The 13354-nt window shown below is 70.3% G+C and carries 12 protein-coding genes; 6 read left to right on the plus strand and 6 right to left on the minus strand.

Annotated features, from left to right (window positions below; all coding sequences use genetic code 11):
• A partial coding sequence (locus GXZ33_RS01165) for a DoxX family protein (protein ID WP_291339033.1) occupies positions 1 to 926 on the minus strand: 926 nt, incomplete at its 3' end.
• Between the two features lie 78 nt (positions 927 to 1004).
• Positions 1005 to 1712 carry an HNH endonuclease family protein gene (locus GXZ33_RS01170; RefSeq protein ID WP_291339034.1) on the minus strand — a complete coding sequence of 236 codons (708 nt, stop codon included), beginning with the start codon at positions 1710 to 1712 and terminating at the stop codon, positions 1005 to 1007.
• A gap of 67 nt (positions 1713 to 1779) precedes the next feature.
• On the opposite strand from GXZ33_RS01170, the gene GXZ33_RS01175 reads away from it, so the two are divergent.
• Positions 1780 to 2865, plus strand: a complete 1086-nt coding sequence (locus GXZ33_RS01175; RefSeq protein WP_291339035.1) for a glutathione S-transferase C-terminal domain-containing protein — start codon at positions 1780 to 1782, stop codon at positions 2863 to 2865.
• Here GXZ33_RS01175 and GXZ33_RS01180 read toward each other — a convergent pair.
• On the minus strand, positions 2862 to 3725 hold the full coding sequence (locus tag GXZ33_RS01180; protein WP_291339036.1) for a LysR family transcriptional regulator ArgP: 864 nt from the start codon (positions 3723 to 3725) through the stop codon (positions 2862 to 2864). The genes GXZ33_RS01175 and GXZ33_RS01180 overlap by 4 nt on opposite strands.
• Positions 3726 to 3794: 69 nt before the next feature.
• Between GXZ33_RS01180 and GXZ33_RS01185 the strand changes: the two genes are divergently transcribed.
• Positions 3795 to 4490 (plus strand): LysE/ArgO family amino acid transporter, encoded by a 696-nt coding sequence (locus GXZ33_RS01185; RefSeq protein WP_291339037.1) that lies wholly within the window; start codon positions 3795 to 3797, stop codon positions 4488 to 4490.
• A 119-nt stretch (positions 4491 to 4609) separates the two neighbouring features.
• On the opposite strand, the gene mgrA is transcribed toward GXZ33_RS01185, so the two are convergent.
• The 3 genes from mgrA to gatB form a co-directional block, all read right to left on the minus strand.
• Entirely contained in the window at positions 4610 to 5698 is a 1089-nt protein-coding gene (mgrA, locus tag GXZ33_RS01190; RefSeq protein ID WP_291339038.1) for an L-glyceraldehyde 3-phosphate reductase, read from the minus strand.
• Between the two features lie 27 nt (positions 5699 to 5725).
• Positions 5726 to 6592 carry a type II CAAX endopeptidase family protein gene (locus tag GXZ33_RS01195; RefSeq protein WP_291339039.1) on the minus strand — a complete coding sequence of 289 codons (867 nt, stop codon included), beginning with the start codon at positions 6590 to 6592 and terminating at the stop codon, positions 5726 to 5728.
• 408 nt (positions 6593 to 7000) lie between these two features.
• Positions 7001 to 8506, minus strand: a complete 1506-nt coding sequence (gene gatB / locus GXZ33_RS01200) for an Asp-tRNA(Asn)/Glu-tRNA(Gln) amidotransferase subunit GatB (protein WP_291339040.1) — start codon at positions 8504 to 8506, stop codon at positions 7001 to 7003.
• Positions 8507 to 8600: 94 nt separating this feature from the next.
• Between gatB and GXZ33_RS01205 the strand changes: the two genes are divergently transcribed.
• From GXZ33_RS01205 to GXZ33_RS01220, 4 genes are read left to right on the plus strand one after another with little or no spacing between them, the layout of a single operon-like run.
• The gene (locus GXZ33_RS01205) at positions 8601 to 9272 is read left to right on the plus strand and encodes a 6-carboxyhexanoate--CoA ligase (RefSeq protein ID WP_291339041.1); all 672 of its coding nucleotides are present in this window, start codon (positions 8601 to 8603) and stop codon (positions 9270 to 9272) included.
• The gene (locus GXZ33_RS01210) at positions 9259 to 10362 is read left to right on the plus strand and encodes an 8-amino-7-oxononanoate synthase (protein WP_291339042.1); all 1104 of its coding nucleotides are present in this window, start codon (positions 9259 to 9261) and stop codon (positions 10360 to 10362) included. Before GXZ33_RS01205 ends, GXZ33_RS01210 begins: the two co-directional genes overlap by 14 nt.
• A complete protein-coding gene (locus GXZ33_RS01215; protein ID WP_291339043.1) occupies positions 10359 to 11465 on the plus strand; it encodes a TAXI family TRAP transporter solute-binding subunit in 1107 nt (368 codons plus the stop codon). Before GXZ33_RS01210 ends, GXZ33_RS01215 begins: the two co-directional genes overlap by 4 nt.
• Complete coding sequence (locus GXZ33_RS01220; RefSeq protein WP_291339044.1) at positions 11466 to 13352, plus strand: TRAP transporter fused permease subunit; 1887 nt, start codon at positions 11466 to 11468, stop codon at positions 13350 to 13352. It abuts the gene before it with no gap.
• The last annotated feature ends 2 nt before the right edge of the window (positions 13353 to 13354 follow it).

Here is a 13354-nt window from a genome sequence, read left to right on the forward strand (position 1 = left end):
CCGGCGACGGCCAGCAGCACGAAGATCCAGGAGCTCACCAGCGGGCGGCGGGCCCAGCTGCGGCCGTAGTCCAGGGAGAGGAAGCCCGGGCCCGTGAACTGCAGCGCCAGGGAGATGCCCAGCAGCACGATCGACAGCCACACCGTCTCCGGCCACGCGAAGATGTTGGGGCCCGCGCCGGAGGTGGTCAGCGCGTGCAGTGCGGTGAAGGAGGTGGCGATGGTCGCCACCATCGCGAACAGCGGCGTGATGAGGCCGAGGAGCAGGAACACACCGGCCGACAGCTGCAGCGACGGGATGATGATCGCCAGTCCGGCTGGGGCCAGGTAGCCGGCGTAGTCGGCCTCCAGGCCCGTGAGTCCCGGGTTGCCGCCGAGGCGGAAGAAGGTGCCCACCGCCTCGAGGATGAGCCATCCGCTCAGCAGGAGACGGATGAGGAGCAGTCCGAAGTCGATGGTGCCGCGTCGGTGGTCCGGGAGGGCCACCTCCTCCACGGCGACCGGCTCAGCGTAGTCGGCGGGCACGGCCACAGGTTCCGCGGCGACCGGGGCGACGGCCGGCGGTGCAGCCGGGCTGCCGTAGTCGACGGTCTCATGGGTGCCGGTCGGGGCAGCGTAGTCCTGCTCGGCGTAGGTCGGCTGCACCGGTGGGGTGGCCGGGGTGGCCGGGTTTGCCGCAGCCGGCTTGATCTCCTGCGGGGCGGCGCGACCGGGGCGGCTGAAGAGTCCGCCGGAGGACTGCGGGAACTGGGTCGTCGCTGACGTCGCGTCAGCACCCGTGTCCTGTCCGCTCAGAGGCGTCGAACCTGCCCCCGAGGCGCGGGGAGCCGGCCCCGCGGCGTGAGTGTCCTTGTGGTAGGTGGGCACGTCGAGGCCGTCGGCGTCGTACGAGCCAGCTCGGTCGGGGGTCTGATTCTTGTCGGTCATAATGCCAGCGTAAGGCAGATCAGGGGTCCGTGGTGGGCATGAACACGCGAGCCGCGCCGCAAAAGACCAACAATACGGTCACGGGCACTGCAGGAGTTCGCGGTGCAGGGCGTCCTTCTCGGCGGCGGTCACCCACAGGCCGTAGGTGGCCTTCACGTCGACGATGCTGATGGCGTAGTCGCAGCGGTGGGCCTTGTTCGGCGGCAGCCAGGTCGCGGCGTCACTCGCTCCCTTCTGCTGGTTGGGGGAGGCGCCGACGGCGATGAGGTTGCGCGGGTCGTTGGCGAAGTCCCGGCGGGTGTCGTCGTCCCACGACTGGGCGCCCTTCTGCCAGGAGTCGGCCAGGGCGACGATGTGGTCGATGTGGACCTCACCGCTGCGCGGGCCGCGCACGAAGTTGATGGTGGTGCCGGTGTAGGGGTCCAGCAGTGTGCCGGACTCCACGAGGCAGTCGTGGGTGCCGGGGCGGATGGTGATGTCCGTGAGGTCCCGACGGAGGATGTCGTTGCGGGTGTCGCAGCCGTTGCGGCCGCCCTCGACGGTCACGTTGTCGCTCCAGGCGGGGCCGTAGTTCTTCCGGTCGTAGCCGGTCATGGGAGCACGTCCCTTGACCTCGAGGGTCTCCAGCTGCGCCAGTGCGCGGGCTTTCGCCGGGATCGCATCCGACTGGGAGGAGGACGAGGGGAAGGAGGAGGGTGCCGACGGGCTGAGGGGCGGGTCGACGACCACCGCCGTACCGATGACGGCGACGATGAGGAGACCGAGGAGTGCGGAAATGCGTTTCATTAACGGTTCAATCTAGCAGCCGGACCGGACATTGACGGAAACAAGTTCGAACGCTATGGTTGTTGACATGGCAGCAACTAAGGACTGGGCAGGCGACCCGCAGAACGCATCCACCAACGGCGAATTCGTCCGCGATGCCACGTACATCGAGGACCGGATCACCGCCGACACACCCACCGGCACCACCGTCGACCAGGACGACGGCACGGTGCACTGGCCCGTCGAGGCGGGCCGTTACCGGCTCATGGCCGCCCGCGCGTGCCCCTGGGCGCACCGCTCCGTGATCACCCGCCGACTGCTCGGCCTCGAGGACGTCATCTCCCTCGGCCTGGCCGGCCCCACCCACGACGTCCGCTCCTGGACCTTCGACCTCGACCCCGACGGGAAGGACCCGGCCACCGGCCTCCAGCGCCTCCAGGAGGCCTACTTCAACCGCTTCCCCGACTACCCGCGCGGCATCACCGTGCCGGCCGTCGTCGAGGTCGAGTCGAAGAAGGTCGTGTCCAACGACTACCCCTCGATCGTCCTTGACTTCCAGACCGAGTGGACGCAGTTCCACCGCGAGGGTGCCCCGGACCTCTACCCGGTCGAGCACCGCGCGGAGATCGACGAGATCGCCCGACGCATCTACACCGAGGTCAACAACGGCGTCTACCGCAGCGGCTTCGCCTCCTCCCAGGAGGCCCACAACGAGGCCTACGAGCGCTTCTGGGCCGCCATGGACTGGCTCGAGGAGCGACTGACGACGCGCCGCTACCTCGTCGGCGACCACATCACCTTCGCGGACATCTTCCTGTTCGTCACCCTCGTGCGTCACGACGCCGTCTACTACTCCCACTTCAAGACCTCCCGGAACAAGATCTCCGAGATGCCCGCCCTGTGGGGCTACCTCCGCGAGCTCTTCCAGCTCCCCGGCTTCGGCGACACCACCGACTTCCAGGAGATCAAGGACCACTATTTCATCGTGCACAAGGAGGTCAACCCGACCCAGATCGTGCCCCAGGGCCCCGACCTGGCCGGACTGGCCACCCCGCACGGCCGCGAGGCCCTCGGCGGCCAGCCCTTCGCCGACGGAGTGACCCTGCCGGGCCCGGTGCCGGCGGGCGAGGAGGTCAAGAACCCCGAGCCCTTCCAGACCGAGCTCTTCGGCTAGACCGCCGGGAGTTGCCGGGCGGCGGCCAGGACGGAGTCGGTGAGCCTCTCCAGCAGCTCCGACTCCAGCCGCCACCGCTGCCAGTAGAGGGCGACGGAGACCACGCGGTCGTCGAGAAGCACGAGATCACCGCGCCGCAGGAACGGCTCCGCCTGCAGCTCCGACATCAACCCCCAGCCCATGCCCGCCAGCGTGGCCGACACCAGCGCCTCCGTGGACGGAATGTCCGACATACGGGGGCGCTGCTGCGTTCCGGCCAGCCGTTCCTCGAGGTCACGGGCCTGCAGCTCATCGGAGGGGCCCCACCGCAGGGTCGGCATGCGGGACCAGTCGGGCCCCGGATGACGCTCCGCGAGCTCCGGCGTGGCGACCGCCCGGTAGCGCATCCGGCCGAGCCCGACGGTCTCGCACCCGGAGACCGGGCGGGACTCGCGGGTGACCGCGCCGAGGACGTCACCGCGGCGCAGGAGGGACAGCGTGCGGGTCTCATCCTCGATGCGCAGGCGCAGCGTGGCCTCGCCGAACGTGGCGACATCCGCGAACACCGGCGTGAACCACGTCGCCAGGGAATCCGCGTTGATGGCCACCGACAGCGGCACCCGGCCTAGCCGGCCCTGCAGGCGGGCGTCGGTCTCCGCCTGGAGCAGGCGCATGCGGCGGGCGGCCTGGACGAGGATCTCGCCGGCCTCGGTGGCCGTGGCAGGACTGGTACGGCGGACGAGCACGCGGCCGACGTCCTTCTCCAGCGCCTTGATGCGCTGACTGACGGCGGAGGGGGTGACGCCGAGACTGTCGGCGGCGGCCTCGAAACTGCCCTCGTCGACGATGGCCAGCAGGGACGCCAGGTGCAGCGGGTTCATGTAGTGGATCTTAACCAACTTCAGATTATTTAACTGGACTTCATTTCGGGTGCGACGGAGAATGAGTCCATGTCCATCATCCTGGCGGGCCTCGTCCTGGGGCTGTCCCTCATCATCGCGGTCGGGCCGCAGAACATCTTCCTGCTCAAGTCAGGGATCAAGCGCGAACACGTCACCGCTGTCGTCCTCACGTGCATCGTCTCGGACATCCTGCTCATCGGCGCGGGCACGGCCGGCGTCGGCGTGCTCGTCGACACCGCTCCCCTGCTGCTCGAGGTCCTGCGCTGGGGCGGCGCGGCCTACCTGCTGTGGTTCGCGTGGCAGAACTTCCGCGACGCCGCCCACCCGGGCGCGATCACCGTCGCGGAGACCCGACCGGAGACCCCTGCGGAGGAAGGCAGCAGCGGCAGCGCCGTGCTCACCCGGACCCGCCCGGCCGTGGCCGTGCAACGCCGCACGCGCCCCGCCCGTCGCCCGGTGTGGCTCGGGGCCGTCGGCACGACGCTCGCCCTGACCTGGTTCAACCCGCTGGCCTACGTCGATGTCGTGGTGATGGTCGGCGGTATCGCCAACCAGTACGGCGAGGACGGCCGCTGGCTCTTCGCCCTCGGGGTCTTCCTCGCCGCGATCATCTGGTTCCCCACCGTCGGCTACGGGGCCGCGCTGCTGCGCCGCCCCCTCTCCCGCCCGTCCGTGTGGCGCTGGCTCAACACCGGCATCGGCGTCATCATGGTCGGACTCGCCCTCAAGCTCGTGCTCATGTGACGGTCTGTCTCAACCTGTCGGATCTGTTTTTCGGGATCCACGTTTCCGCAGGTCGCGGAGAAGGCCCGGACAACAGATCCGACAGGTTGAGACAGGGCGTGTCCTACTGGAGCCTGCCCCTAATCCGCGTGGCGGCGGGAGGCGGTCGCCGCCGCCCAGATGTTGATGCCGGCGTCGCGGGCGACGTCGTCGATGGCCTTGAGCTCCGCCTCGGAGAACTCGAGGTTGTGGAGCGTGTCCAGGTTCTCGTCGAGCTGTGCCACCGAGGAGGCTCCGATGAGGGCGGAGGTGACCGTCTCCACTCCGTACTTACCCTGCTCGCGCAGCACCCAGGCGATCGCCATCTGCGCCAGGGTCTGACCGCGCTCCTGGGCGATGTCGTTGAGGCGGGAGATCATCTCCAGGTTCTCGGGGCTGAGCATGTCGCCGGACAGCGACTTCGCGGCCGCCGCCCGGGAATCCTCGGGCACGCCGGACAGGTAGCGGTTGGTCAGCAGGCCCTGCGCCAGCGGCGAGAAGGCGATGGTACCCAGGCCGGAGTCGGCGGCGGCGGCGAGCTGGGAGTCGCCGTCCTCGCCCGGCTCCTCCACCCAGCGGTTGACGATGGAGTAGCTCGGCTGGCTGATGATGAGCGGGCAGCCCTCCTCCGCCATGAACTCCGCGGCCTCGCTCGTCAGCTCCGGGCCGTAGGAGGAGATGCCGACGTAGAGGGCCTTGCCGGACGCGACGATGTCACGCAGCGCGTACATGGTCTCCTCGAGCGGGGTGTCCGGGTCCGGGCGGTGGTGGTAGAAGATGTCCACGTAGTCCACGCCCATGCGCTGCAGCGACTGGTCGAGCGAGGCCATGAGGTACTTGCGGGAGCCGCCGAAACCGTAGGGTCCCTCCCACATGTCCCAGCCGGCCTTGGAGGAGATGATGATCTCGTCGCGGTAGGGCTTGAAGTCCTCGGCCAGGAGGCGCCCGAAGTTGACCTCGGCGGAACCGGCCGGCGGGCCGTAGTTGTTGGCCAGGTCGAAGTGGGTGACACCGCGGTCGAAAGCCCGGCGCAGGATCGCGCGCTGGGTCTCCAGCGGCTTGTCGTCGCCGAAGTTGTGCCACAGGCCCAGGGAAATGGCGGGCAGTTTCAGGCCGGACCGGCCCACCCGGCGGTAGGGCATGGAGGCGTAACGGTCAGATGCGGGAACATAGGAACTCATGGGGACCATTGTGCCCCGTCCCCGCCGCCGGCGGTGCTATTGGATCCGTGACCCGGCCGCTGAGCTCCGCGCCGTAGTCTCTGACTCCCGTTCCCGACGCCGCGGCCAGAAGATGATGATGAGGGCTCCGAAGGCGAGTGCGAGGAGCGAATCCTGGTTCGGGTCCGGGACGAACAGCGCGGTGGGGTTGTTGGAGAGCGAATGGATTCCGATGCCGATGAAGAGGTTCCCGGTCCGCAGGTAGAGCAACGCGAACAGAGTTCCGAGCAGGGTCAAACGCACCAGATCAATCACAATGTCGACCGGACCAAGGCCGCTGGCGATGTGGCCGGGCAGGTGGAAGACGGCGAACGAGAACTGCGAGATCAACAGCGCGGGGATGAGCGCCCGGCGGGCTGACCCGAGCCATCTGCGGTGCAGCTTCTCCCGCACCTGAGTCAGCAGGTAACCCCGGAAAATGATCTCCTCCACGAGGGCGGTGCCGAACAGCTGGGCAAGGAGCATGCCGACGAGGACGGTGGCACCGCCGCCCGACCAGGCCGGGGACACTTGGAAGGTGCCGTCGGACAGGAGGGCGGAGACCAGCTGGATGGCCTGCATCAGCAGCCACATCCCGAAGGTGACCGCCACAGCGACCGGTAGTTTTCCGGGGACCAGCCCGACCTGCCGGGGGCGCAACCCACCCAACCAGAAGATCAACCCGCCGACGACGACGAGAAGCAGTATCGCGTTCCCCAACAACGACCGGTGAATGAGCCCGTCGGTGGCGCGGACAAGGGGCGTGAACACGCCCGCTCTCAGCAGCAGGTGGATGCCCGCCGTGAGGATGATGGTGACGGCGACGACCAGGATCAGCCACGGCGTGGTGGCGCCGCGGACGGAGGAACCATGGGGAGAAGACATCTGACAGCCTCGAGACGTTCCTTTGGTCGGGACGGCCTCCCCGCCGAGGGCGATGAAAGCCCGTGCTCCCTTGAGCCTAGGACGAGGAGGTCCCCGTGTCCCCGTTTCATCGCCGTCCACCCCTCAACGGCGGTGCCCGGCCCCCCGGCTGGAGATCTTCCGGTCCTCCGCTCTGCCGGACCGCACCGGAACGGAAAATACGGGCCTTCGTCAGATGTGACATTTGACGAAGGCCCGTATTTTCATATGCGCAGCTCACGGGATTGATATGACGTGTTGCGTGTCGGAAAAAACGCCCCGTTGTCTTATCCGACATGACGGGCCACCAGTTCAGGGGCGAACACGCGGGCACGGCGCACGGGAAAGGCCTGCAGGCCGTCGGCCTGCACGCCTTCACCAGAAAAACAGCTACGCCAGCTTCTCCGCGATGAGCTTGTTCACCTGGGCCGGATCGGCCTTGCCGCGGGTCGCCTTCATCACGGCGCCGACGATGGCGCCGGTGACCTTGGTGTTGCCGGCGCGGTACTTCTCGACGATATCCGGGTTGGCGGCCAGCGCCTCGTCGACGGCGGCCTCGATGGCGCCGTCGTCACGCACGACCTCCAGGCCGCGGGCGGCGATGACCTCGGAGACGGTGCCCTCACCGGCGAGGACGCCGTCGACGGCCTGACGGGCGAGCTTGGTGGTGAGCTTGCCCTCCTTGACCAGGCCGACGACCTCGGCGACCTGCTCCGGGGTGATGGCCAGGGCCTCGAGCTCGATGTCCTGCTCGCGGGCGGCGGCGGAGAGGTAGTTGACCCACCAGGCGCGGGCCTCGTCGGCGGTGGTGCCGGCGTCGACGGTGGCGAGGATCAGCTCGAGCGCACCGGCGTTGACCAGGTCGCGCATCTCGGCCTCGGAGATGCCCCACTCCTCCTGGAGGCGGGCGCGGCGGACCCACGGGAGCTCCGGCAGGGTGGCGCGGATCTCCTCGACCCACTCCTTCGGGGCGAGGACGGGCGGGAGGTCCGGGTCGTTGAAGTAGCGGTAGTCCTCGGCGGACTCCTTCGGGCGGCCCTTGCGGGTGGAGCCGTCGAGCTCCTGGTAGTGGCGGGTCTCCTGGACGATCTCCTCGCCGTTCTCGATGGCGGCGGCCTGGCGCATCATCTCGTAGCGGACGGCCTGCTCGACGGACTTGAGGGAGTTGATGTTCTTGGTCTCGGTGCGGGTGCCGAACTCCTCCTGGCCGATCGGGCGGAGGGAGACGTTGGAGTCGACGCGCATGGAGCCCTGGTCCATGCGGGCGTCGGAGACGCCGATGGCCTTGACCAGCTCACGCAGGGCGGTGACGTAGGCGCGGGCGATCTCCGGGGCGCGGGCACCGGCGCCGATGATCGGCTTGGTGACGATCTCGATGAGCGGCACGCCGGCACGGTTGCAGTCGACGAGGGAGGCGGTCGCGCCGTGGATGCGGCCGGCGACGCCACCGAGGTGGGTCAGCTTGCCGGTGTCCTCCTCCATGTGGGCGCGCTCGATGTCGACGCGCCACTCGGTGCCGTCGTCGAGCACGACGTCGAGCCAGCCGTCGTAGGCGATGGGCTCGTCGTACTGGGAGATCTGGTAGCCCTTCGGCTGGTCCGGGTAGAAGTAGTTCTTGCGCGCGAAGCGGGAGGACTCGGCGATCTGGCAGTTGAGGGCCAGGCCGATCTTAATGGCCCACTCCACGCCCTTGGCGTTGACGACCGGCAGCGCGCCGGGCAGGCCGAGGGAGACGGGGTCGACGTTGGAGTTCGGCTCGGCGCCGAAGTGGGCGGAGCTGGTGGAGAACATCTTGGTCTCCGTGGCCAGCTCGACGTGGACCTCAAGGCCCATGACGGGGTCGAACTTCTCCAGTACCTCGTCGAAGTCCATCAGATCATGAATCGCGGCAGTCATGGGGGACAGTGTAGTTGCTCCGTTTCCGGCGCGTGTCAGGGACCTGGGTCAAACTCCTGAACAGTGTTCAAGAGTTCTGCTAGCGTCTCCTTCCGTGCTGAACATCAGAATGCGGGCCACCCGCGCCGGACGACACATCTCCGGGGCCGAGCGCCTCAGCGAGCCCTCCGCCGCCCCCGATCTCGCCCGCGCCCTCGTGTCCCGGGCCCTGGAACACCCACGGGGCGTGCCGGACGACATCCACCTCACCGTCCGGGCCGTCGACCCGGCGCAGCTCTCGCACCTCACCGCGCTGCCCGTCACCGTCCTCCCGACCACCACGCCTGCGCAGGCTCACGCGGAGGTCGCGCGTCTGCTCTCCCCCGGCGTCCTCGCGGCGTTGCTCGACGTCGTCGACCTCCCCGGCGCCCTGCTCGTCGACGTCCACGGACGCCCCCTCGGCCCCGTCGTCCGCGTGAGCAGCCTCGACTGGGCCCACCACCCCACCGAGACGCGGAAGCAGCACGCCAGCGAGGCGCTGGCCCTGGCCACCAAGGTCGCCTCCCACCCCTTCATCCGCGGGGAGGCCTGCATCTCCGACGACCCCGACTACACCACCGGGTACGTCGCCTCCGCGGAGCTCGGCTACGTGCGTATCCCGGCGATGAAGGAACCGGGTGACCCGCGCGGTGGCCGGGTGTTCATCTACGACGGCCCCGCGGAGGCCGTCGACGAGACCGCCCGCTACCTCTCCGAGACCCCGACGGTGATCCATGAGCGCGCTTGACGGGGTCATCGCGGCCCGCCGCCAGGAGTGGGCCGCCGCCGGCCTGGAGCGCACCATCGCCCCTCCCCCGTCGGAGCTGACCATGTTCGCCTCCTCCGACTACCTCGGGCTGGCCCGGCATCCGCGGGTGCTCGCGGCCGTGGCGGAGGCCGCCCACGCTGAAGGGGTCGGGTCCACCGGCTCCCGCCTGACCACGGGTACCCGGCGCGCCCATGAGCTGCTGGAGGCGGAGTTCGCGGACTTCCTGGGCTACCCGGACGCGGTGTTCTTCGCCACCGGCTACCAGGCGAATCTGTCGACGCTCCAGCTGCTGGGCACCCCGGACGTGACGATCTTCTCGGACGCCGACAACCACGCCAGCATCATCGACGGCACCCGGCTGGCCCGGTCCCGCGTCGTCGTCTACCCGCACGGGGATCTCGCCGCCCTGGAGGAGCTGCTGGCCGCGCGGGAGACGCCGCATGCGCTGGTGGTCAGCGACGGGGTCTTCTCCATGAGCGGTGAGGTCGTGGATCTGCCGGGGTTGCTGGGGGTGGCGCGTCGGCACGGGGCGTGGGTGATGGTCGACGACGCCCACGGGACCGGCACCCTGGGCGCCACCGGGCGGGGCGTGGTGGAGCACGCGGGGATCGCGCCGGGCGAGGGTCCGGAGCTGCTCGTCGTCACCGCCAGCAAGGCGCTCGGCGGGGAGGGCGGCGTGGTGGCCTGTTCCGCCGAGGTCGGCGGGTGGCTGCGGCAGCGGGCCCGCAGTTTCGTGTTCTCCACCGCGCCTTCCCCGGTGACGGTCGCGGGGGTGCGGGCGGCGCTGGCTGTGCTGCGGGAGTCCCCGGAGCTGGCGGGGCGGTTGCAGGGGGTCGTCGGGAAGCTGGGTGCCGGGCCTGCGCCGATCATCCCCGTGCCGGTCGGCGACGAGCGTCGCGCCGTGGCCCTGTCCGCGGCGCTGCGGGAGGCGGGGTTCCATGTCCCGGCGATCCGGCATCCCACGGTGCCGCGGGGCGCGGCCATCCTCCGGCTGTGTGCGCAGGCGACGCACACGGACAGCGACATCGACCGGCTGCGTGCCGCCCTCGCTGAGCTGGGGGCCGGGTGATCTCGCGGCGTCGCTTCCTCGCGGCCTCCGCGCTCGGGGCCGCCGGACTGCTGGGCGCCTGCGCCACCCCGGCGCGCCCGCAGCTGGTGTGTTCGACCTTCCCGGTGGGTACCGGCTCCTACAACGACGTCGCCGCGCTGGCCGGCACCCTCACCGGGAATACAGGACGTCCGGTGCGGCTCATGACCTCCGGGACGGCCATCGGCCGGCTCGCGCCGCTCATCAACGGGACGGCCCACTACGCGCGCGTCGGCGACGAGTACCTCCACGCCTTCGAGGCGGACGACGAGTTCGCCGCCGCCGGGTGGGGCCCGCAGCCGGTCCGCCAGGTGTGGAGCCCGCCGGGTTTCTACGGCGTGCTCGTCCGCGCCGACAGCGGCATCCGCACGACCGCCGACCTGCGCGGCAGGCGGGTCCCCGACCTCGTCGGCTCCACGTCGATGAACCGGAAACTCGCCGCCGCCCTCGCGCACGGCGGACTCACGCTCCCCGACGTGACCACCGTCCGCATCTCCTACGGCGATCAGCTCGAGGCCCTGCGCTCCGGGCTTCTCGACGCCGCCTTCCACAACCTCGTCGGCGCCGCCGTCGAGGAGTTCGCCGCACGCCACAACGTGCGGTGGCTGGACCTGGGAGGGGGTGACGGGGGTGTCGACAAGCGGTGGCGTGAGCTGGTGCCCATGGTCTCCCCCGGGCTGGCGACCGCAGGCGCCGGGATCACCACCCCGGTGACCGTGATGACCTACACGGTGCCGCTGGTCACGCTCGCGTCGCGGCCCACGGAGGAGGTCGCCGCCCTGGTCGGGGACATCCACCGCCACCACCCGCACTACCGGCACGCCACCCCCGACGCCCACCGTTTCGAGGTCGCACAGGTGCTCACCTCGCCGCTCGTGGTGCCCTTCCACGAGGGCGTCATCGGGATACTCGCGCAGCACGGCCGCTGGAGCCCCGCCCACGCCGCACAGCAGGAGGCGCTCCTGGAACGGGAGACCCGGCTCCGGGAGGCGTGGTCCACCTTCCGTGACTCCGGCCGCCCGCCCGCGCAGTGGCGGGACTGGAAGAACGACCACCTCCCCGCCCGCCCGACCCTGGAGACCTGAGTGACCACCCACCCCACCCGCCTGACGCCCCTGTGGTCGCTGGCCGTCCTCGTACTGACCGCCACCGGCCTGCTGCTCACCGTCCACCAGCTCTTCGCCCCGGTGTGGGGCGGGTCGCCGCTGTACCCGGCGAGTTTCCTCCACCTGCTCATCGGGCTGTTCGCGCCGGTCGTGCTCATCACGCGCGCGCCGGGACGGAGGGCGAACCCCGTCGCGTGGTTCGACGCCCTCGCCGTGGCCGCACTCGTGGCATGCGCAGGGTACTTCGCGTGGCACGCGGTGGAGATCGCCGAATACGGCTGGGACTTCATCGCCCCGCCCCAGGCCACCGCCGCCGCGTTGCTCTACTGGGGGCTGGTGCTCGAGGTGCTGCGCCGGGCGGCCGGCACCGCCGTGACCGTGACGGCCGCCGTGTTCTCCCTCTACCCGCTGGTCGCCGGCGTGGTGCCCGTGGAGGTGCTGCGCGGCATCGACTACGACCTGTTCACGCTCGCGCAGGTCCACGCGATGGGTGCCGAGTCCATCGTCGGCATGCCCCTGCAGACCACCGGGGCGCTGCTCGTCGGTTTCCTCTGCTTCGGAGCGGTGCTCACCCACACCGGGGGCACCGACTTCTTCCGGGACCTGTCGTGGGCGTTGCTGGGCCGGTTCCGGGGCGGGTCCGCGAAGGTGGCGGTCGCGTCCTCCGCGTCGTTGGGCATGGTGTCGGGTTCGGCGGTGTCCAACGTCCTCACCACCGGACCGGTCACCATCCCGGCGATGATCCGCGAGGGTTTCTCCCGCCGCACCGCCGGCGCCGTGGAGGCCGTCGCCTCCACCGGCGGCACGATCACCCCGCCGGTCATGGGCACCGCCGCGTTCCTCATGGCCAGCTTCGCCGGGGTGTCCTACCGGGAGGTCCTCCTGGCGGCGGTCATCCCGGCCGTGCTCTTCTTCCTCGGTCTGTTCGTGCACATCGACGGCCTCGCCGCCGCCCACGGGATGCGCGGCCGGGAGCGGGCGGATCTGCCCCGTCTGCGTTCCGTCCTCGTCTCCGGCCGGGCCTTCCTCGCAGCCCTCGGCCTGCTCACCGCGCTGCTGTTCACCGATCTCCCGGAGGGCCGCATCCCCTTCCTCGTCGCCGCGGCGCTCCTGCTCCACTCCGCTTTCCGACGCCCCCTCGACCTCCCCCGCCTCCTCCTCCGGGTGGGCCACACCGTGGGGCAGATCATCGGCATCATGGCCGGTGTGGGTCTCATCCTCGGCGGACTGTCCGCCACGGGTGTGGCACTCTCCCTGGCCCGCGACATGGTCGCCCTCGTCGGGGACAACCTCCTGCTCATGCTGCTGGCCGGCGCGGCGACGTGCTTCGTCCTGGGCATGGGCCTGACGGTCTCCGCGGCCTACGTCCTGCTGGCCATCGTGCTGGTGCCCGGTCTGCTCACCCTCGGGGTCGACCCGTTGGCGGCGCACCTGTTCGTCATCTACTGGGCGTCGGTCTCCTACCTCACTCCGCCGGTCGCCCTGGCGGCCTTCGCGGCGGCGGGGATCTCGGGGGCCCGGCCGCTGGACACCGCCCTGGAGGCCACCCGTCTCGGCGCGGTGAAGTACCTGCTGCCCTTCGGTTTCGTGCTCAACCCGGCGCTCGTCGCACAGGGGGAGCCGGCCCAGGTGGCGGCGGCGGTGGTCACCGGTGCGGTGGGTGTCATCGCCCTGGCGGTGGCGTTGAGCGGCCGGTTCGGCTCCACCCTCGCACCACTGTGGGTCCGGGGACTGCTCGGCGTGGGCGGTGGGCTGCTGCTGGGTCCGCCGGGCTGGCTCACGGCACTCGGCGCCGCGCTGCTCCTGCCCGCCCTCACGCTGCTCGCCGGGAAACGCCGCCCACTTGTGGTGCAGCGCCTACGCTGACC

The sequence above is a fragment of the Corynebacterium sp. genome, from assembly GCF_012838985.1.
Classification (GTDB): domain Bacteria; phylum Actinomycetota; class Actinomycetes; order Mycobacteriales; family Mycobacteriaceae; genus Corynebacterium.

Bases quoted from the DNA above. Each gene is read 5' to 3' on its own strand.
- GXZ33_RS01185 (WP_291339037.1), top strand. From the start codon at position 3,795: ATGTCCATCATCCTGGCGGGCCTCGTCCTGGGGCTGTCCCTCATCATC.
- GXZ33_RS01175 (WP_291339035.1), top strand. From the start codon at position 1,780: ATGGCAGCAACTAAGGACTGGGCAGGCGACCCGCAGAACGCATCCACC.
- GXZ33_RS01210 (WP_291339042.1), top strand. From the start codon at position 9,259: ATGAGCGCGCTTGACGGGGTCATCGCGGCCCGCCGCCAGGAGTGGGCC.
- GXZ33_RS01180 (WP_291339036.1), bottom strand. From the start codon at position 3,725: ATGAACCCGCTGCACCTGGCGTCCCTGCTGGCCATCGTCGACGAGGGC.
- GXZ33_RS01195 (WP_291339039.1), bottom strand. From the start codon at position 6,592: ATGTCTTCTCCCCATGGTTCCTCCGTCCGCGGCGCCACCACGCCGTGG.
- mgrA (WP_291339038.1), bottom strand. From the start codon at position 5,698: ATGGTCCCCATGAGTTCCTATGTTCCCGCATCTGACCGTTACGCCTCC.
- GXZ33_RS01170 (WP_291339034.1), bottom strand. From the start codon at position 1,712: ATGAAACGCATTTCCGCACTCCTCGGTCTCCTCATCGTCGCCGTCATC.
- gatB (WP_291339040.1), bottom strand. From the start codon at position 8,506: ATGACTGCCGCGATTCATGATCTGATGGACTTCGACGAGGTACTGGAG.